The 17806-nt window shown below is 73.5% G+C and carries 22 protein-coding genes; 17 read left to right on the top strand and 5 right to left on the bottom strand.

Going from position 1 to position 17806, the window contains the following annotated elements; genetic code table 11:
* Positions 1–90: 90 nt before the first annotated feature.
* The 11 genes from ACWEO5_RS17160 (at position 91) to ACWEO5_RS17110 (ending at position 7557) form a co-directional block, all read left to right on the top strand.
* Entirely contained in the window at positions 91–2388 is a 2298-nt protein-coding gene (locus ACWEO5_RS17160; protein ID WP_452163143.1) for a hypothetical protein, read from the top strand.
* Between the two features lie 102 nt (positions 2389–2490).
* Complete coding sequence (dnaN, locus tag ACWEO5_RS17155; protein ID WP_452163142.1) at positions 2491–3657, top strand: DNA polymerase III subunit beta; 1167 nt, start codon at positions 2491–2493, stop codon at positions 3655–3657.
* A 74-nt stretch (positions 3658–3731) separates the two neighbouring features.
* Complete coding sequence (locus ACWEO5_RS17150) at positions 3732–4238, top strand: AAA family ATPase (protein ID WP_452163141.1); 507 nt, start codon at positions 3732–3734, stop codon at positions 4236–4238.
* An 11-nt stretch (positions 4239–4249) separates the two neighbouring features.
* Positions 4250–4657, top strand: coding sequence for an RRQRL motif-containing zinc-binding protein (locus ACWEO5_RS17145; protein ID WP_452163140.1), 408 nt, complete (start codon positions 4250–4252; stop codon positions 4655–4657).
* A 139-nt stretch (positions 4658–4796) separates the two neighbouring features.
* On the top strand, positions 4797–5186 hold the full coding sequence (locus tag ACWEO5_RS17140; RefSeq protein WP_452163139.1) for a hypothetical protein: 390 nt from the start codon (positions 4797–4799) through the stop codon (positions 5184–5186).
* On the top strand, positions 5183–5347 hold the full coding sequence (locus tag ACWEO5_RS17135) for a hypothetical protein (protein WP_452163138.1): 165 nt from the start codon (positions 5183–5185) through the stop codon (positions 5345–5347). The genes ACWEO5_RS17140 and ACWEO5_RS17135 overlap by 4 nt, the downstream gene beginning before the upstream one ends.
* Positions 5344–5586, top strand: a complete 243-nt coding sequence (locus ACWEO5_RS17130; protein ID WP_452163137.1) for a hypothetical protein — start codon at positions 5344–5346, stop codon at positions 5584–5586. Before ACWEO5_RS17135 ends, ACWEO5_RS17130 begins: the two co-directional genes overlap by 4 nt.
* Before the next feature lie 75 nt (positions 5587–5661).
* On the top strand, positions 5662–6042 hold the full coding sequence (locus tag ACWEO5_RS17125) for an HIT family protein (protein WP_452163136.1): 381 nt from the start codon (positions 5662–5664) through the stop codon (positions 6040–6042).
* Positions 6039–6542, top strand: coding sequence for a nucleoside 2-deoxyribosyltransferase domain-containing protein (locus ACWEO5_RS17120; RefSeq protein ID WP_452163135.1), 504 nt, complete (start codon positions 6039–6041; stop codon positions 6540–6542). The genes ACWEO5_RS17125 and ACWEO5_RS17120 overlap by 4 nt, the downstream gene beginning before the upstream one ends.
* A gap of 83 nt (positions 6543–6625) precedes the next feature.
* Entirely contained in the window at positions 6626–7075 is a 450-nt protein-coding gene (locus ACWEO5_RS17115) for a hypothetical protein (protein WP_452163134.1), read from the top strand.
* A complete protein-coding gene (locus ACWEO5_RS17110) occupies positions 7072–7557 on the top strand; it encodes a Pycsar system effector family protein (RefSeq protein WP_452163133.1) in 486 nt (161 codons plus the stop codon). The genes ACWEO5_RS17115 and ACWEO5_RS17110 overlap by 4 nt, the downstream gene beginning before the upstream one ends.
* Positions 7558–7623: 66 nt before the next feature.
* On the opposite strand, the gene ACWEO5_RS17105 is transcribed toward ACWEO5_RS17110, so the two are convergent.
* On the bottom strand, positions 7624–8400 hold the full coding sequence (locus ACWEO5_RS17105; protein ID WP_452163132.1) for a hypothetical protein: 777 nt from the start codon (positions 8398–8400) through the stop codon (positions 7624–7626).
* A 53-nt stretch (positions 8401–8453) separates the two neighbouring features.
* Entirely contained in the window at positions 8454–9224 is a 771-nt protein-coding gene (locus tag ACWEO5_RS17100) for a nucleotide-binding protein (RefSeq protein WP_452163131.1), read from the bottom strand.
* A gap of 203 nt (positions 9225–9427) precedes the next feature.
* Between ACWEO5_RS17100 and ACWEO5_RS17095 the strand changes: the two genes are divergently transcribed.
* From ACWEO5_RS17095 to ACWEO5_RS17075, 5 genes are all read left to right on the top strand, one after another.
* Positions 9428–9856: a hypothetical protein gene (locus tag ACWEO5_RS17095; RefSeq protein WP_452163130.1), complete on the top strand. Its 429-nt coding sequence runs from the start codon at positions 9428–9430 to the stop codon at positions 9854–9856.
* A gap of 6 nt (positions 9857–9862) precedes the next feature.
* Complete coding sequence (locus ACWEO5_RS17090; RefSeq protein WP_452163129.1) at positions 9863–10378, top strand: NUDIX hydrolase; 516 nt, start codon at positions 9863–9865, stop codon at positions 10376–10378.
* A gap of 40 nt (positions 10379–10418) precedes the next feature.
* Complete coding sequence (locus ACWEO5_RS17085; RefSeq protein ID WP_452163128.1) at positions 10419–10694, top strand: hypothetical protein; 276 nt, start codon at positions 10419–10421, stop codon at positions 10692–10694.
* A 173-nt stretch (positions 10695–10867) separates the two neighbouring features.
* Positions 10868–11596: a hypothetical protein gene (locus ACWEO5_RS17080; RefSeq protein WP_452163127.1), complete on the top strand. Its 729-nt coding sequence runs from the start codon at positions 10868–10870 to the stop codon at positions 11594–11596.
* A 193-nt stretch (positions 11597–11789) separates the two neighbouring features.
* Complete coding sequence (locus ACWEO5_RS17075) at positions 11790–12257, top strand: hypothetical protein (RefSeq protein ID WP_452163126.1); 468 nt, start codon at positions 11790–11792, stop codon at positions 12255–12257.
* Between the two features lie 39 nt (positions 12258–12296).
* On the opposite strand, the gene ACWEO5_RS17070 is transcribed toward ACWEO5_RS17075, so the two are convergent.
* Positions 12297–12899 (bottom strand): hypothetical protein, encoded by a 603-nt coding sequence (locus tag ACWEO5_RS17070; protein WP_452163125.1) that lies wholly within the window; start codon positions 12897–12899, stop codon positions 12297–12299.
* A 100-nt stretch (positions 12900–12999) separates the two neighbouring features.
* Here ACWEO5_RS17070 and ACWEO5_RS17065 point away from each other — a divergent pair, with 100 nt between their 5' ends.
* Positions 13000–13611, top strand: coding sequence for a hypothetical protein (locus ACWEO5_RS17065; protein WP_452163124.1), 612 nt, complete (start codon positions 13000–13002; stop codon positions 13609–13611).
* A 46-nt stretch (positions 13612–13657) separates the two neighbouring features.
* Here ACWEO5_RS17065 and ACWEO5_RS17060 read toward each other — a convergent pair whose 3' ends face one another.
* Positions 13658–14581: a hypothetical protein gene (locus ACWEO5_RS17060; protein WP_452163123.1), complete on the bottom strand. Its 924-nt coding sequence runs from the start codon at positions 14579–14581 to the stop codon at positions 13658–13660.
* Between the two features lie 156 nt (positions 14582–14737).
* Positions 14738–17275 carry a Helicase associated domain protein gene (locus ACWEO5_RS17055; protein ID WP_452163122.1) on the bottom strand — a complete coding sequence of 846 codons (2538 nt, stop codon included), beginning with the start codon at positions 17273–17275 and terminating at the stop codon, positions 14738–14740.
* Between the last annotated feature and the right edge of the window lie 531 nt (positions 17276–17806).

The raw sequence follows: 17806 nt of genomic DNA, 5'->3' as shown, positions 1-17806 counted from the left end.
CCGCCGCAACACCCTGCCGCCGACCCGATCCGGCCCTTCGACCACCACCCCGAGCGTTCACCCATCGTGACCGATCAGAGGAGACCGGCCATGACCCCGGCCCGCACCACCACCCCCCGACCGCCCCGCAAGGGTGCCGCCCGGCCCCCGGCGAAGACCGCCGCCAAGCCCCCGGCCAAGCTCGACACCACCCCGCCGAAGACCCCCGCCGAGCCGGTTCCAGCGACGTTCACCCGGCCCGCCGCCGACCCCGTCCTGGCCGACGCCGCCGACCGCGCCGCCGACATCCTGGGCCTTGCCCGGCAGGACGCGGACGCCCTGCTGCGCCGCGCCCGACTCGCCGCCGGCACCGAGCTGGCGACCGCCCAGCAGTGGGCGAGCGAGGCCGAGGCGCTGCGCGCACAGGCCGCCGCCGACGCCGAGGCCGTCACGCAGCGTGCCGAAGAGCAGTTCCGGCAGGTCCTCGACATGGCCAACAACCACGCCGAGCGGGTCCACGAAGCCGCCGCCCAGGAGGCAGCGGAACTGCGGGAAGAGGCCGACGCTGACGCCCACGCGGCCGCCGACCAGCTGATCGAGCAGGCCACCGGGCGGGCCGCGGCGCTGCTCGCAGACGCCGAGCAGCGCGTCGCCCGCCTGCGCGAACAGGCCGAACGCGACGTCGCCCGGATCATCGCCGACGGCGAGGAGAAGGCCCGGCTGCGGCAGGAGTCCATCGTCTTCGCCGCCCAGGACCAGGCCGCCGACCTCCTCGCCAAGGCCGGCCGCGACGCCGAGGCGCAGCGCCGCCGGGCCGCCGACGACCTCGCCGCCGTCCAGGAGCAGCTCGGCGACGCCCAGCACCGGCTGGAGCGCACCCGCCAGCAGGCCGCCGACGACCGCGCCCAGGCCGACCGCGACCTGACCGGCGTGCGGGAGCTGGCCGCCACCGTGCAGCGCGAGGCCGCTACGGCCGCCGACCGGACCCTGTCCGAGGCGGTCACCGAGGCCGCGGCGATCCGCACCCGGGCCGCCGAGAGCGCCCGGGAGATCCTCACCACCGCCGAGGCCGAGGCCGCCGAGCTGCGCACCGAGGCCGAGGCGACCGCCGGGCGCGTCACCGAGGCCGCCCGCGCCGAGGCCGACACCGTCCGCGAGGACGCCGACGCCGACGCCCGCCGCCTGCGGGAGGACGCGGAGGCGGAGGCCGCGGACCTGCGCGAGGAGGGCGCCCGGCAGGCCGCCGAGCTGCGCGAACGCGGCGAGCAGGCCGTCCAGCGGCTGCGCGAGAGCGCCCAGGCCGCGATCGACGAGGCCCGCCAGGCCGTCAGCGACGAGCTGCGCAGGGCCAGTTCGGCGCGGGGCAAGGCCGAGGCCGACGCCGAGCGAATCCGCAACACCGCCCGCCGCGACGCGGACCAGGTCGTCGCCCAGGCGCTCGCGCAGGTCGCCGAGGCCGAAGCCCAGGTCGCCGAGCTCAACGAGCAGCACGAGCGCCTGGAGGCGGCCCTCGCCAAGCGGGAGACCAGCTACCTGCGCCGGTTCCGCCGCTGGTACCTGGGCCGGATCCCGTGGCTGCTGACCCGCGCCGTCCTGTGGGCCGGCATCGCGTTCACCAGCACCCGCGAGCACCAGCTCGCGGTCGTCGCCGGGATGAACACCGGGCTGGCGTGGCTCCTGGCCGTCTGCCTGGACGGCTGGGTGATCGCCGCGACCCGCAGCAAGATGCAGAAGGAGACCCGCATCGCCCTCGGGCTGATGATGCTGTGCCAGGTCGCCTCGATCCTGACCGACCTCCACCTCCTCGGCGTCGCCCAGGACGCTCACGGAGAGTGGAAGATCCAGTGGGGCCTGGCGATCCCGCTCGCGATGGTCGTGCCCATCGCGATCTGGCGCGTCCACGAGCTCATGGACCACGGCAAGGACGCTCACGCCGCCCCGGCCGCGCCCGCGCCGTCCGCGAGCGCGCCCACCGCCGCCCCCGCGAGCGCTCACCACGACCCCGCCCCGCGCCCGCCGTACGGCGGCCAGCCGCTGCCCGCCGCTCACGGCCTGATGCTGCCCACCCAGCCCGCCGCGTCCGAGCGCTCACGTGAGCGCGAGATCGCCGCAGGTGGCGGGACCACCGACGCTCACCGCGCGCTCCCGGCCGCGCCCGCCAACACCGGCGGCGCTCACCAGGAGACGCCGATGAGCGACGCCGCGCTCATGTACGCCCGCAAGGCGTGCGTCCGCGCACTGTACGACGCTCTCGACCGCCGCCCGCTGGCCGCCGAGATCCACGCCGCGCTCACCGAGCGGGGCCTGCTGAGCGGCACGCCCGAGCAGACGCGCTCGACCTGCCAGCGCGTGCGCACCGAGGTCGAGAAGGACGAGCCCGCGCTCAAGCCCGTCGCTCGCGCTGTGTAACCGAGCGCCCAAACGCAGGCGGCGGTCCCCGGGATGAAGGAAGCACCCCGGAGACCGCCGCCGCCCATCATCGCGCACCACCGCCCCCGAGAGGACCCGATCGTGAAGGCCCGCATCTCCGTCCAGCACCTGACCGCCGCCGTCACCCACACCGTCCGCGCCGTCGCCGCCAAGCCGACCGTCCCCGTGATGGCCGGCCTGCTGCTGGAGACCGCCGCCGACGGCCTGCACCTGTCCGCCAGCGACTACGAGCTCTACGCCACCGACCGCGTCCACGCCGAGATCGCCGACGACGGCCGCATCCTCGTCCCCGGCCGCCTCCTCGCCGACATCTGCGGCCGCCTGCCCAGGGGCGCCGACGTCGACCTCGAAGCCGACGGCAGCCGGCTGACCCTCACCTGCCGCTACTCCCGCTTCGACCTGCCGCTGCTGCCGGTCGACGAGTACCCGTCGCTGCCGGGCCTGCCCCCGGCCGTGGCCACCGTCGGCGGCGAGGAGTGGGCCGAGGCCGTCGCCCAGGTCGCCCTCGCGGCCAGCACCGAGGAGGCCCTGCCCGTGCTGACCTGCGTCCGCGTCACCCTGGACGGCGACCAGCTCAAGATGATCGCCACCGACCGGTACCGGATCGGCTTCCGCCGCCTCACCGTCCAGCCCGCCCCCGCCCCCGCGGCCAAGGGCCGGAAGAAGACGGAGAGCCCGGCCGCCCCGCTGGAGGCGCAGGTCCCGGCGAAGGTGTTCGCGGACCTGGCCCGCGCCTACGGCTCCGACCGCCCGCTGACCCTGCACAGCGACGGCGAGCGCTGGGGCTGGTCCTCCTGCGGCTCCACCTTCTCCGCCCGCATGATCGACGGCCAGTTCCCCGGCAACGTCGGCATGCTCCCGCAGGTGTCCGGCACCATCACCGCCCCGGCCGCCGAACTCCTCGCCGCCGTCCAGCGCGTCGCCCTGGTCGCCCGCGACAACACCCCCGTGCGGCTCACCGTCGACCGCGGCCTGCTGCGCATCGAGGCCGGCAGCGGCGACGACGCCCACGGCTCCGACCGCATCGAGATCCACACCGACGGCGACGTCACCGACGACTACACGATCGCGTTCAACCCCGGCTACCTCGCCGACGGCATCAAGGCGACGGGCGCGGCCGAGGTCGTCCTGCACGTCGGCGACCACCTCAAGCCCGCCGCCCTCACCGCCCGCACCGGCGCCGCGGACGACGACATCGCGGCGCAGCCCTACCGGTACGTGATCATGCCCGTCCGGCTCAACTCCTGACGCTGCGCCAGGCCCGGGTGACCACACCCCGGGCCTGCCCGCCGCCACCCCCGCCACGCTTCGAGAGGACCACCGTGCACACCGTCCCCGGCTCCGCCCCGCTCATCGTCCTCGTCGGCACCGCCGGCGCGGGCAAGACCACCTACTGCCGCCGCTGGCCCGCCACCGCCCGCCTGTCGCTGGACTCCTACCGGGCGATGGCCACCGACTCCGCCGCCGACCAGTCCGCCACCACCACCGCCGTCCAGGTGCAGGAACTCCTCCTGGACGCCCGCCTCGCCCGCCGCCTGCTCACGATCGTCGACTCCACCGCACTCCAGCAGCACGTCCGCGCCCACCTGCTCGCCCGCGCCCGCTACTGGCGCCGCCCCACCCTCGCGGTGCTGTTCCAGGTGCCGCTGCCCGTCGCGCTGCGCCGCAACTCCAACCGGGCCCGCGTGGTGCCGGCCGACGTCGTCGCCGACCAGCACCGCCACCTGCCCACCGCCGAGCAGTTGCTCGCCGAGGGATTCGACGCGGTCGACGTCCTCACCACCGCCGCCGTCGCCGCGCCCCGGGCCGGCCTTCCCCGGCCCCGCTGAGAGGGGGCCCGGTGCGCGCGATAGACCTCGATCCGACGGGCGAGCACCACGGCGGCCTGCCGACCTATCCCTGGCGGTGGGCCCCCACGCCGGACCTGATGACCCGTCGCCAGCTGCGCGCGATCGGCCTGCGGATCGGCGGGCAGGAGTCGGCCGCACAGGTGGTCTGCCGCAACGGTCTGCGGTTCGGGTACTTGTACCGCCGCTCGCTGGCGCTGCCGGTGCGGCCGATGACCCCCGCCCGTTGGGCCGCCCACCAGCGCATGATGCTCGCCCGCCGCACCTGCCCGCTGTGCCTGGTGGTCGGTGAGCACTGCTTCCCGAAGTCCTTGGGCTGCTGTCTGGAGTGTGCCGACGGCCTCGCCCTGGCCGAGCTGGAGCAGCTCCTCGCCCTCGCCCGCAGCGCCGTCGCCACCTGATCCGCGAGCGGACCGCCGCCGCCGGCCCCGGACACCCGCCCACCCGGGCGGGCGCTGCCGGGACTCGGCGCGGCTGCCCGGTCGAATTCGGCCGCAGCCCCACCAACCGAGCACCACCCACCGGAAGGACAACCACCCCATGGACAACGTGAACCGCCTGGCCGCCGCCCCCTCCGAGTCGCTCGTCGCCGTCCACGGCGTCATCACCCACGCCTCCAACCAGAGTTACCCGCGCATCCTGACGATCAGCGACGAGAGCGGCTCCACCACCGTCAAGGTCTCCAGCGAGGCCGCCGGCGGCCTGGTCGTCAACAACGGCCAGGCCCACCTGCTCGGCACCCGCGCCACCGTCCTCGGCCTGCGCGTGGACGCCACCAACGTCACCGCCTCCAACATCGACCTGGACGCCGAACCGCTCACCGTCGCGGGCCTCATCACCGCCGTCGCCAACGCCTCCACCGGCGCCGCCCTGCCCGCCGCCGCCCTCCTCGCCCTGCCCGCCGCCCCGGCCGGCACCCGCCGCCGGTGACCTACCCCACCGAGCGCCGCCCCCTGGCCGCCGCGCTGCGCACCCTCTTCGCCCGGCTGCGCCCCGGCCGCCGGAAGATCACCGTCGACCAGGACCCGGAGGACTGGGGCGACGACCCCACCGGCGCCTGGTCGCCCGACCCCACCAGGACCACCGAGTGACCGACCAGAGCGACCGCTACCGCGACCCGGACCCCGAGGTCGACCGCGAGCTGCAGGCGCACCTCCTCGACCTGGACCAGCTCCTGGCCGACGCCCGGCGCTACCGGGACGACCTGCACCGCGGACCCGCCCGCCCCCACGACGCCGACCGCCTGGCCGACGTCGCCGCCCGGCTCTCCCGCCAGGCCCACCGCATCGACGGCGTACGCGACGGGGCCCGCCGGGCACACCGCCCCTGACCACCCATCACCACCCGGGGCCGGACCGCCGCACGCGGTCCGGCCCCGGCCGACCCTTCCGGAGAACACCCGACCGTGAACCGACCCGACTGCCCGTTCTGCGCCCTCGCCGACGGCACCACCCCCGCCCAGCTCGTCCGGGCCTGGCCGGACGCCATCGCCATCCGGCCGCGCAGCGGCGGCGTGAACGACGGCCACCTGCTCGTCATCCCGCGCGAGCACGTCGCCGACGCCGGCACCGACCCGGACGTCACCGCCACGGTGATGCGCCGCGCGGCCGAGCTCCTGGCCGAGCACCCGGCCGCGAACCTCATCACGTCCAAGGGCGCCGACGCCACCCAGACGGTGTTCCACCTCCACGTCCACCTGGTCCCCCGGCGCGCCGACGACGGCCTCCCGCTGCCCTGGACCCCCCAGCACGCCGCCCGCGCCGCCCAGAGCGGAGAGAGCCGGTGACCGTCCGACTCGTCATGGCCCGCGAACCCCTGCCCGCGGGTGGCCCGTCCGTGTTCCTCGCCGGGCCCACCCCCGACAAGAGCGCCCCGGTGCCGTCCTGGCGGCCTGCCGCCACCGCCGCGCTCAGCGCCCAGTGGACCGGCACCCGGCCGCTGACCGTCCTCAGCCCGGAGTCCCGCAACGGCACCCGGGCCGACCGCTACGAGGACCAGGTCGACTGGGAGACCGAGGCCCGCGCCGGCGCAGACGCGATCCTGTTCTGGATCCCCCGCGACCTGGCCGTGCTGCCGGGCTTCACCACCAATGTGGAGTTCGGCTTGGACGTTGCCACCGGCAGGGCCGTCCTCGGCGCGCCCCCCGACTGCCCGAACCCGGAGCGCAACAGGTACCTGGTCTACGTCGCCCGCCGCTACTCGGTGCCGGTCTGCGAGACCCTCCACGACGCGGCCGCCGCAGCCCTGGCCCTCGTCACCGCCCGGCACACCCCGCGCAGCAGGTAGTACCCCGGGCCCGCCGGCCTTCCGAGCCCGGCGGGCCCTCAGCCCGGCCACCATCCACTCCCACTGACGGAGGCACACTCACCTTGTCCGGCACCATCGTTCCGTTTCGCACCGGGTCCGCCGCCACCCAGGCCGTCGGCGTCGATTTCGACCTCACCCTGGTACTGCACGACCAGGGATGGCAGGACGGCCGCATCTACGGCGAGCCGATCCCCGGCGCGCTGGAGGCCCTGCGCGAACTCCTCGAGCTGCGCGCGGTCTTCGTCGTCACGGCCCGCTCGCGCGAGCACCACCCCAACATCGCCGCCTGGCTGGCCGGCCACGGCTTCGACGCCGAGGTCGATGACGACCCCGAGCGCTCGCACTGGACCACCCGCGGCACCGTGCTGGTCACCAACAAGAAGCTCGGCGCGGCCTGCTACATCGACGACCGCGCCGTCACCTTCACCGGCGACTGGAGCGAGGCCCTCGCCACCGCCCTCCACCGCATGGCCCTCACCACCGACCCCGCCACCCCGGGAGAACGCCCGTGACCACCGAGACCGACACCACCGACACCGACACCGAGCGCTTCGACCGGAACCTGGGCGAGGCGCTCACCCACACCGCGGCCGACGTCTCCCGCACCGACCAGAAGGTCGGCGTCCTGCTCGGCCTGGACGGCGTCCTCGCCGCCGCCGTCGCCATCCTCGCCCAGTCCCAGGGCGCCCGACTCGCCGTCATCGCCCCGGCCGCCGCGCTGCTCCTGGTCGCCACGATCCTCGCCGTCCTCGTCGTCCGCCCCCGCCGCGAAGTCCGCCCCGTCGGCGACCCCGACCGTTCCTCCCCCGCCTACTGGTCCGGCCTCACCCACGACGAGCTGCGCGCCGCCCTCCGCCCGGACCGCCGCCTGCACCGCCTGGGCGACCTCTCCGCCATCTGCGACCGCAAGATGCTGCTCCTGCGGTGGGCGTCCGACACCTCCATCGCCGCCCTGGTCGCGCTTGCCGCCGCCGCCCTCATCACCGCCGCCTGACATGCCGACACGACGAAGGCCCCCACCCCGCTCGGGGTGGGGGCCTTCGTCGTGTTCCGGGGGCTTCTATGCGGGTGCCGGCACCGCCCCGATCTCCTCAATCAGCAGCGCCGCCAGATCCGCGCGACCTTCGGCGCTCATCCGTTCGCGCAGCACCGCGTGAACCGCGGCCGGGTCGTCCCAGGCGATGGTCGCCTCCGAAGGCGCTGGTGCGGCTGCCGGGGCGCGACGGGGGCGCGGCGTGCGAGGCGTCGACGCAGAGGCCGGCTTGGCCAGTGCTTCCCGGACTGCGGCCCGCGCCGCCTTCTCCTCGAACGTCTCTCCGGCGGGCAGTGCGGTCACCGCCCGTTTCACCAGGGCCGCTGTCGGCTTCCCGTTCACCTCGACCACCATGCCCAAGATGCCCGCCGCCTTCTCCGGGCCGTGCTTCTCGGCAACCGGGACGAGTTCCCAGACCATCGCCTGGTTGATCTCCCGGCGCAGCGCGGCGACCTGCTCCTCGTGCAGCTTCTTGGCTGCGAGCGTGGTTCCATTTGGAACCAGAGCGTTCGAATTAGAATCGAACACGGCTTCTGCGATCCGCCACGTCCGGATCAACTTGTTCGCGTAGTTGCGCTGCATCTTCCAACGGGCGAGCGTGTAGTCCTCGAACGTGTCGAACCCGGCTCGGTACAGGCGACCGTCCCGGATCACCTGCAACGCCTTCCCCGCCAGCCAGAAGGAGAGGGCCAGCGCGTCGACCGCGGCCTCGCACCGGGCGAGCATCTCCTCCTCGGCCTGGATCAGCACCGGCGTGGTCGCGATCGGGCTGGCCGGCTCCGGCAGGCGCAGCGCCAGCTCCACCACCGACTCCGGACGCCCCGCTGTTGCCCCGCCTGCATCCACCCGCCGCCCCATCAGAGGGCCTGCTCGACGCAGAGAGCCAGAGTCATGAAGTCCTCCCGGGCGCGCAGCGCGATGCCGCTGTCCTTGTACTCGGTCACGACTTCGCCCTTCTCTGCAGCGTTCGAGTGGACCTTGTACTTGCGGATCGGATCGGGCATCCGCGGGTAGCCCCGTTCGTCGATCCAGTTCTTGACCTTTTCGAGCTGGGCCTCGCCGTCGCGCGGGTCGTGCAGATTGATCACCACGATGAACTTGATGCCGCGGGGCTTGAGGATGCGTTCGATCGTGAACTCCACCGGCTCCCAGGACAGCCACTCCGGAGTGATGGGGACGATTGCGAAGTCCGCGAGCTCCAGGGCCTCGCGCAGAGCGTCGGCCACCCGTCCGTCACCGAGCGGGTCGTCGCCCCACCCCTTGTCCGGGTCCACCTCGATGAAGCCCGGGGTGTCGAGCAGGACGCGCTTACGCTTCGGGTCCTTCTTGAGCTCCGGCAGGATGCCGAGCCGACCGCGCGTCACCACGTAGTCGAACGGGAGCTTGTCCTGCGCCACCCGGTCCGCCCAGCGCTCCAGCGAGCCCTGCGGGTCGATACCGGCGGCCACCACCGGGGAATCCTCGTCGGGGTCCACCGGCCCGGACAGGAGCGCGGCACTGCGGCCCATGCAGGCGGCCAGGTTGACCGTTATGGTCGACTTCCCCGATCCGCCCTTCTGCTGAATGACGATGATCACGCGCGCGGGCTGATTCGCGACGTCGGTGGCGGATTGCAAGGCAGGGGACACTGAAAACCTCCGTTGGCTTCCCCAGGCGGGTACTCGGACGGGACCACAATGCCAGACCCCGAAAGCGCTCAGCGCCAGCAGGGCCGAAGCATCGCCGGAATGAGGCCGACGTGGTATGCGAAGAGGCCGCAGAAGGCGCTCCAGCGCGGGTATAACGGTGGCACCGGGCCCGCAGGGCCCAACTGGACCGGCAGGGGCGGTAGATGGCGTTCAGGGACGCGGCGCAGGCCGTTTTTCGGGTGCTCACCGGAGACCGTGACCACTACCCCGACCCGTACTTGGAGCTGCTGCGCTTGGGTGCCGCGCACGAGGACATCGAGGCCGAGGACCTGGAGGTCACGCTCGTGGTGCCCGGCGGCCTGGTCACCGGCACCATCATCTCCCCCGCCAAGTGGGAGCAGCAGTTCGTGCGGGAGGTCGACGACCGCGACCTGACCCGCGCGATCCGCGCCGCCGCCGGCCGGATCGAGGACAAGGCCGACGAGGGCAAGCGTCAGGTCCCGGACCGCCGGCACCTGCACCTGCGCGATGTCACCGTTCGGGACGGCCGCGCCCGCCACACCCTGCCCTACTGGCGCGGCCCCCTCGCCGCCGTCTCCGGCTGGAGCCTCGGCCGACCCGACCAGGACTGAGCCGCGGTGACCGGGGACACCGTCCCGGTGCGGGTGTGCGCGCTGCTGGTCGACCCCGGCGGCCGGGTGTGCGTGATCCGCCGTCACCGCCTCGGCGGCGTCCAGCACTCGCTGCCCGGCGGCCTGCTCGCGGGCGGCGAGCAGCCGGCCGACGCGCTGCGCCGCGAGATCCGGGAGGAGCTCGGCCTGGACCTGGCCGCCGCCGACGTCGACCCGGTCCCGCGGTTCGAGCAGTACCAGGCCACCACCCGCCCGGCAGACGGCCGGCTGTTCCGGCGCCGCCACCTGGTCCACGTCGTCCACCTGCCGGAGGCGCTCGCCGAGGACGTCGCCCTGGTCGAGCTCGACGCGGAGGACACCACCGAAGTGCTCTGGCTGGGCCAGCCCGACCTGCTCGGAGCACACCTCTACCCGGACGTCGGCGAGCACCTGGCCGTCGCCGTCACCACCCAGGCCCCGCCCGCGGCCGACGCCCCGGTGCTGCTGCCCGCGATGACGGACGCCACCTTCTGCTGGCGCTGATCGCCTGCGCGCTGTCGGCCGACGGTGCCACGCTGGCTTGATGGACGAGCACGACGAGCAACTGCTGCGCGGCCGGGTCTACGGCACCGAGCCCGGCGAGGACCCCGGCCCCGAACCGGGACACGAGTACCGCGAACTGGTCGGCGGCCCGCTGGACGGCCAACTGGTCGACGTCACCGGCTGGGACACCGACATGCTGGAGTGCGGGGCCGCGCTGATCACCAATCAGGGCCACTACGGTCCGGGCGGCCGGGCCCACTACGAGCCGCGCCCCGGTGACCCGCTCCGCTGGGACTGGGAGGGCGACACCGCGTAGCGGATTCGCCGGCCGCGCCGCCCGATTCCGTGTCCCGCCCCGCCCTGCCTCGTTGAACCGGCGGCACCGTCTCCGGGAGTGGAGACGAGGAGTGCCGCAGCGCTGCTCCTGCTGCCGCTCCGGCGGCAGAGGGCTGAGAGGCCGCCAGCAGGCGGTGCGGGAAGGAGACCGGCATGTCCGGCAAGCAGGCCACCACGGCCGAGACGGAGACGGGGCAGGGGCTGTCAGCGGCCCGGGAGGCCGGTGCGGCGCTGGTGGCCGCATACCGGCTGCTGGGCCGCGAACTCGGCGCCCTGGCAGCGGAGGAGGAGCGGACCGGCACCTCCTCGAAGGACCGGGCCGCGACGCTGCGCCGCAAGAAACTCCTTCTGCGCGACGTCTCCCGCCACCTGGGCAGCGCGGCCAGCGGAGCCGCGGTTCTCGTCGGCCTCCAGGAGCTGGGCGTCGACGGCCAGTACCCCCAGGACGCGGACGGACGGCCGGTCACCGAGCTGACCCCCCTGGAAGCCCAGGACAGCGACTCCTACGGCGAGCCCCTGGAGAACCTGGCCAGGGCCATCGAGGCGCTGCGCCAGGTCTACCTCCCCACCGTCAAGAACGCGGACCTGGCCCACCCCGAGGACCGCCCGGCCATGGCCGAGGTCGCCGTCCACCTGCGCACCGCGTACGACGCGCTGACCGCCGCGATCGGCGACCAGGACGAGAACGACTACGAGTACGCCGCCTCCGCCAGGACGCTGGCCGAGCTGGAGTCCATCTGCGCGCCGCTGCCCGTCCAGCAGGTCGACCTGGCCGACGAAGACGTCATCGCCCGTGTCCTTGCCGACCCGCGCCTGGCCGCCCGTACCAGCCGGGCGCTGCGCCAGCAGCGGCAGGCCCCGCCCGCCGGCGCGGAGAGCTGACCGGCGCCGCCGGTCGGTGTGGTGCGCGCCGCAGGCAATGGGTGGCGGCGCGCACCACACCGATCCTCTCCCAGCCCGCCCGGCCCGCCCCGACGGGCCCGCGCGTTGGCCGCCGAGGGCCGCCCCGGTGAACCCGTCCCGGACACGCACCCCGCCCGCCGTGCCCCCGACGGCCCGCGGATACCCTCCCGAAGTGACCCCCCTTGAACTGCAGACCACCCTGATCAGCCTGCTTCCCACCGCCGTGCCCGGCATCGAGGCGGCCGAGCCCTGGCCCGCCCGCCCGTACGGCCTGGCGGTCACCGCGAAGGACGCCGGCACCGTCTACTGGACGATCACCGGCGCGTCCAACACCGCCGCGGCCGCCGCCGACGGCGAGCACCTGGCCGAGCAGCCGGCACCCGATCTGCCCGGCGGCGGGAAGGCCGCGGTCGCCGAGATCGAGCAGGCCCTGCTGGCCGCGTTGGCCGCCAGCCCGGAGAAGGACACCTTCGTCCGCGCCGAGCGCTACAGCACCCGGCCCACCCCGCCGGGGTTCCGGTACGGGATGACGGTCGACTGCCGCGACGGGTGGAGGCTGTTCGCCACCTGCGTAGGCACCGCCCGCAGGAACGAGCGCCTCGCCGACCACCGGCACTACAAGCCCGACGAGACGGTCTGACGGTGGGGCCGGAACGGGGCCGCCGACGGGGTAGGGCGGTCAGTTGCGTTGCGCGACGGGGTTGATCGAGCCGTCCGGACCGCGCACTGCCCTGGGGGCGATCAGGGTGGGCTTCACCTTGTCCTTGCCGCGGTGCAGCTGACCAGTCTCGTCACGCTCCCAGTACTGCCCCCGAGCGTCCTGGAAGGCCACGGTGACGGGCCGTTGCCCGATCTCCGGCTGCGAGTCCGCTTCCAGCTTGAACACCCGGTCCTCCCCGGGCGGGACCAGGCCGACGTAGATGTTCTGCAGATCGGTCTCCCCGGCCAGCTCGCCCGGCTCGACGGCCCGCCACACCAACGTCACGTTGTAGATCGGCTGGTCCGACCCGTTGTGCACCACCAGGGAGTTGAAGCGGTACAGGCGCCCCGGCCCCTGCCCGGTGTCCTCGCCGGTCCAGGCCGCCACCTTCACCGCGTACACCTCCTCGTCCGCCCGCAGGTTCCGGCGGCGGTTGTGCGCGAAGGTCCACACTCCGACGGCGGCCACGACCAGGCTGACGACCAGGCCGCAGACGCTGACGTAGGGCACCCAGGCGGGAGAGGAACTGCTGGTGCCGCCCGAGCCGACGGCGAGCACGATCGGTGCGCTGGAGATCATCACGACGCCACCGTAGGGGCCCGGCCGCACCCCGGAGAAGGCTTCGGTACGGCGGAGGCCGAACAGGGCCGGGACCGCTCCGCGCGGAGCCTACGATGAGCAGATGCGCCCCTACACCGAGGTCCGAGTGGGCTTCTCCAACAGCGACTACGACAACGTCTGCGAACGGTACGGCGGAGGACACGAGCGGCTGGGCGAGTGGCGCGACCTCGGCGACCTGCTGCACGGCCGGACCGGCTGGCACTTCGACGTCGTGAACGACGGCGAAGCGCTGTGGAGCCTGGGCGTCCTCGGCAGCTCCCTGCTGAACATCAGCGTCGACGAAGAGGGCGGCTTCCACTGCTTCGACTACCTCGGAGACGAGGCGGTACTGCTGGAAAGCATCTCCCAGGTGGAGCAGTGGCTCGCACCCCGGGAGGAGAACGCCAAGCAGCCCCAGGACGGCCAGATCGAGATGCTGCGCACCAACGACTGGCAGCTGTTCAAGATGATGGACTTCACCGTCCGCGTCACCTGGTCCGACGGAACCTACACCGCCGTCCTGCCGCAGGTCGCCGACGCCGCCTTCGGCTCCAGCCTGCCGGACACGCTGAACGCGGCCGCCGAGATGCTCTGCCACACCTTCAAGGCCCCGTTGGAGCTGGCCCCGGCGCTCCAGCTCACCGCCGAACTCGACCTCAGCGCGGTTCAGGAACTGCGCCGCAGCACCACCTGAACCCGCGTCTGGTCGCGGCACCCGGCGGACAAGGCGAGGGCCAGCGCTAGACGGTGAGGGCGGCGACGGCGCGCTCGGGGTCGGCCAGCAGCGCCTGGGCGACCTGCTCGGCGTTCCACCGCGCAGCCGCGACACTGGCCGCGTGTCCGCCCTGGCACCACAGGCGACCGCCGTCCCCGCCGGTCCAGCCGGACGACCACCGCAACCGCACCGGTGCCGGCACCCCGGACCGGTGCCACAGCGGCCGGCTCTCGTACCAGTTCACCTCGGTCCGGGCCCACACCCACACGTCGGTGCCCGGCACCAGGGCGCTCGTGCAGGCGTGCTCACCGTCCGGGTCCTGCCACAGCAAGGCCCTGCGCGGTGTGGCCGGGAGGACGGACAGCTGGGCGAGTTGGGCGACGAGAGCCGCGAGCTCCCACACCAGCACCAGCACCACCGCCGCGCGCTGCGGTGCCGGCCAGTGCTCCGGCGCCTCCAGCAGCAGGACGTCGGCCAGGTCCCCGACCCGGTCCTCCTCCGACTGGCGATCCCGCTCCGCCTCGGCCAGCGACTGGACCCGCAACGGCAGCGGACTGCTGTTGTTCTCCTCCACCATCTCCAGCGCCACGACCACCACCAGGTGGTCGATGCCGAGCGCGGACCCCACCTCCCGCAGCTCTTGCGGCTCCAACTCCTCCACCAGCTCCTGCAACTGCCCGGCCAAGACCATGCACGGCTCCGGCAGCTCGGGCAGGGTGACGTTGTCGTAGACGGGATGGCCCCACACATGGCCGAGCGACCACAGCTCCATCAGCTCCCCGACCTCCGCCACCCCGGCCAGGCGCTCCGCGAGCTCCACCGCCCGCTCCACCACCGCCACCGTCACCGCGCTGCCTGTGGCGCCCGGGAGCCCGGCGAAGCGGCACAACGCCGCCGCCCGCCCGCCCACCGGGCCCAGCACCACCCCGGCCTGGCTGAACCTGCCCACCCCGGCCACGCTCCCTCCGCCGTCCGCTCCCGCGACGTCGATGCTCTCAGAACCCCGCCCCGGCCAGGCGTACAAGACGAAGAGGCCGCCACCCGCGGGTGACGGCCTCCGGTGCTCCCCCGAAGCCCCGGCAGCCCGGCTGCCGAAGCCCTCGGCCTACCAGGCCACGCCGAGGGCCTCCAGCTGCGCGAGCTGCTCCGGGGCGAGCTTGCTCCGGCGGGCCTTCTGGTTGTTCAGCCAGGCCCCGAGCGCGACGTCCCCTTCCTTGTGCGGGCGCGGCACCCGGACGTGCCCCTCGCGCTCGACGAAGGCCGCCAGCGCCGCCAGCCCGGCGGCGAACCGGTCGGTGCGTGACACCTTCGGCTTCGCCGCGGCCGCCGCCCGCGCGGCCGCCAGCTCCTGGTCCTCCTCGATGCCGATCGCCGCCAGCAGGTCCTGCTGCTCCTGGTCGAGCTCGGCCAAGCCCGCCCGCTGCGCCCACACCCACCGGCCCAGCGGCTCGCCCTCGAAGACGGTCTCCACCGAAAGGCCGGCCCAGTCGACGCGGCCGTCCGACTCCAGCCACCACTGGCGCGCGGTCGCGTACGAGCGCTGCCAGGTGATGGGCCAGCGCGGGCACCACCAGGGGTCGATCTCCTCGAGCGCGGCCTTGCGCTCGGGGGCGAGTGCGCCGGGTTCGCCCTCGGGGACCTCGGCCGCGGCCCGAAGGCCGGCCAGCCAGCCGCCGATCGCGTACCCGCCGATGGACGCCCGCGCGGGCGCCGCCAGGCTTCCGCCGTGCTCCTTCGCCCACAGCCGCGCCCAGTCCAGGCCGGTATCGAAGCGCGCGTCGGAGACGGACCAGATCATGCCCAGGTCGTCCAGCATCTTGATACGGTGTCGCGCCAGTTCGCCGTTCGCGAATTCGACCCGGCGCTGGGTGAGCCATTCACCGAGCCGGAAGGTTCCGTTCTCGCCGACCCGCGCGGAATACGGGACGTCCAGATTTCCGTTCTCCGCGTGCCACCGCCGCGCGTGCCCCAGACCCTCGCGCCAGAGCTGGTTCTCACCCGTCAGCACCCGCGCCTGGATGAACAAGGCGAGCACGTTCTCGTCCACCTTGCTCTGGAACCGCACCGGCAGCGAGAACCCGCCCGCCGCCGACCCGTCGCCCTCGCCCTCACCCGGTGCCATCTGCGCCTCAGCGCTGCGCCCGGTGGTGCGCTTGCCGGACTTCTGGGGCACGGCCAGGGCCTCGACCACCCGGGCGTCGTGCGACCGGATGGCACTGAGGATCTTGACGAGCGGGCCGTAGGAGTCCGATTCGAGAATGTCCCCGGGTTCCTCGCCCGGCTTGAGGAAGACCGGTACGATCAGGCTCGCCGTCTTTCCCTCGCCCGGCTTGATACGCAGGGCCCGGCCGATGGCCTGGACGATATCGACCATGCTGCCCCGGCCCTGGAGAAGCACCGCGTCTGCATTCGGGATATCGACACCCTCGCCGACCACCTTGCAGTTCGACAGGACGGCGTGCTCCAGCCCCTCGTCCTCCTCGGCGGTCCCGAAGTCCCGGATAATCTCCTTGCGGAAATCCACCTCGTGCTCACCGGAAAGCCACTGCGCCCAAAACTCCTCCGGATACTTGGCAGGGTTTTCAGCGTGCAGCCGGTCCACGGTCTGGTTCAGCGTCTCGGAGAAATAGCGCGCCTCGATCGTGCGGTTGTGGAAGGTGATGGTGCGCCGCAGCTTCCTCTCCACGATCACCTTCGCCAGGGCGGCCTGGATCGCGGCGATCTGCTCGGCCGGCACCTGGTCCTCCTCCCCGCTCTCGTCCTCGCCGACCCCCGGCCCCCACGGCACCGGCTGCTTCTTCGCCGCCGCCGGGTCCGCGCCCGGGTGCCGCAGCTCCAGGACCACGACCTCGAACGGGGCGAGGAGCTTGCGGTCGATGGCCTCGGCCAGGCCCAGGGAGACCACCTGCGGCCCGTAGATGCTCTGGTCGTCCATGGAGCAGGCCATCTCCTCAGGGAGAGGCTGCTCGGCCCCCTCGCGCTGCCGAACCCCGGCCTTCGGCGGGGCCCACACGCGCGGAGTCGCCGTCATGTAGCACCTGCGGAGAGCCGGGATGGCGCCGTTGTCGTGTACCACGGCCCAGGACTTCTCGATGTGCCCGGAGGAGCGGTGCGCCTCGTCGCAGACCATCAGGTCCAGCGGGGGCAGCAGCCGGCCCCGATCGGCGGCGTACTCGTAGGCATCCTCGACCGCACCCACCGAGGCGTAGGTCGCCAGCAGCGTCAAAGGCCGGCGCTCGCGGGCAGCCTGCGCGATCCACGCCGCGATCTGCCGCCCGCTGGTGCTCGCCATCACGCTCAGCGGCAGCTCCCGGCGGGCCAGCGAGCACACCATGTGCATCTCCCCGGCCCGGCCGCCCCGCCGCCACTCCCGCAGCGTCTGCAGGGCCAGGTCGAGCGTGGGCACCACGACCAGGACCACGCCGAGCGCCGCCAGCTTCTGGGCCGCGGCCGCCGCGACGAAGGTCTTGCCGGAGCCGGTGGCCATCTGTGCGGTCACCCGCAGCCCGTTCGGCGCGCTCTGCCCCGGACGGAGCGTCAGGCCCCGCACGATCGCCTCCACCGCCTCCACCTGGTGCGCGAACAGCGGCACCTTTCCCGGCTCCTGCGGCAGGTCCGGTACCTGGAAAGTCTCCACGCTCACAGAAAGGTTCTCCCCTCGAATTCCCCAGGCCGGACCCGGGATCTGACAGGAACTACAGACGATGCGCCTTTGATACATTCACCGGCCGGGCCGAGAGGCAGCGACGGACGGAATCGAGCCCACATCTGAGCCACTTTCAGAACCCTAGCAGCCAGGCCCGACAAAAACCGGGGAATCCTCAAACTGCCCGGTCCGGACCCCCGATCCGGCAGGTTCACCCGACAGGCACCTACTGATACACTCGTCCCGTTGCCCACCCTCCCAGGGTAGCGCATCCCGCCCCGCCGGAGTCGAAACAGTGGTCTGGACCACGGTCTAGACCACTCGAACCGGAGCCGACACCGACCCGCACGTGCCCCCGACGCCCACCCCTCCCCCTAGTCAGCCTGTTGTGAGGTCAGCCAAAAACCCAGGTCAGCGAGTTGATCGAGCCTCGGCCGCCGGGGCCGTCGGAGCGAAGCGGAGCGGCCGGCCCGAGCGTGGAGCGCCGGGCCCACCCGGGCGGAGCCCGGGTGCGGACACGCGGAGCGG

Source organism: Kitasatospora sp. NPDC004272, assembly GCF_053603035.1.
This window is presented reverse-complemented; position numbering and strand designations above follow the sequence as displayed.

Coding starts and splice junctions, on each gene's coding strand:
- ACWEO5_RS17080 (WP_452163127.1), top strand. CDS start 10,868: ATGTCCGGCAAGCAGGCCACCACGGCCGAGACGGAGACGGGGCAGGGG.
- ACWEO5_RS17095 (WP_452163130.1), top strand. CDS start 9,428: ATGGCGTTCAGGGACGCGGCGCAGGCCGTTTTTCGGGTGCTCACCGGA.
- ACWEO5_RS17065 (WP_452163124.1), top strand. CDS start 13,000: ATGCGCCCCTACACCGAGGTCCGAGTGGGCTTCTCCAACAGCGACTAC.
- ACWEO5_RS17160 (WP_452163143.1), top strand. CDS start 91: ATGACCCCGGCCCGCACCACCACCCCCCGACCGCCCCGCAAGGGTGCC.
- ACWEO5_RS17085 (WP_452163128.1), top strand. CDS start 10,419: ATGGACGAGCACGACGAGCAACTGCTGCGCGGCCGGGTCTACGGCACC.
- ACWEO5_RS17140 (WP_452163139.1), top strand. CDS start 4,797: ATGGACAACGTGAACCGCCTGGCCGCCGCCCCCTCCGAGTCGCTCGTC.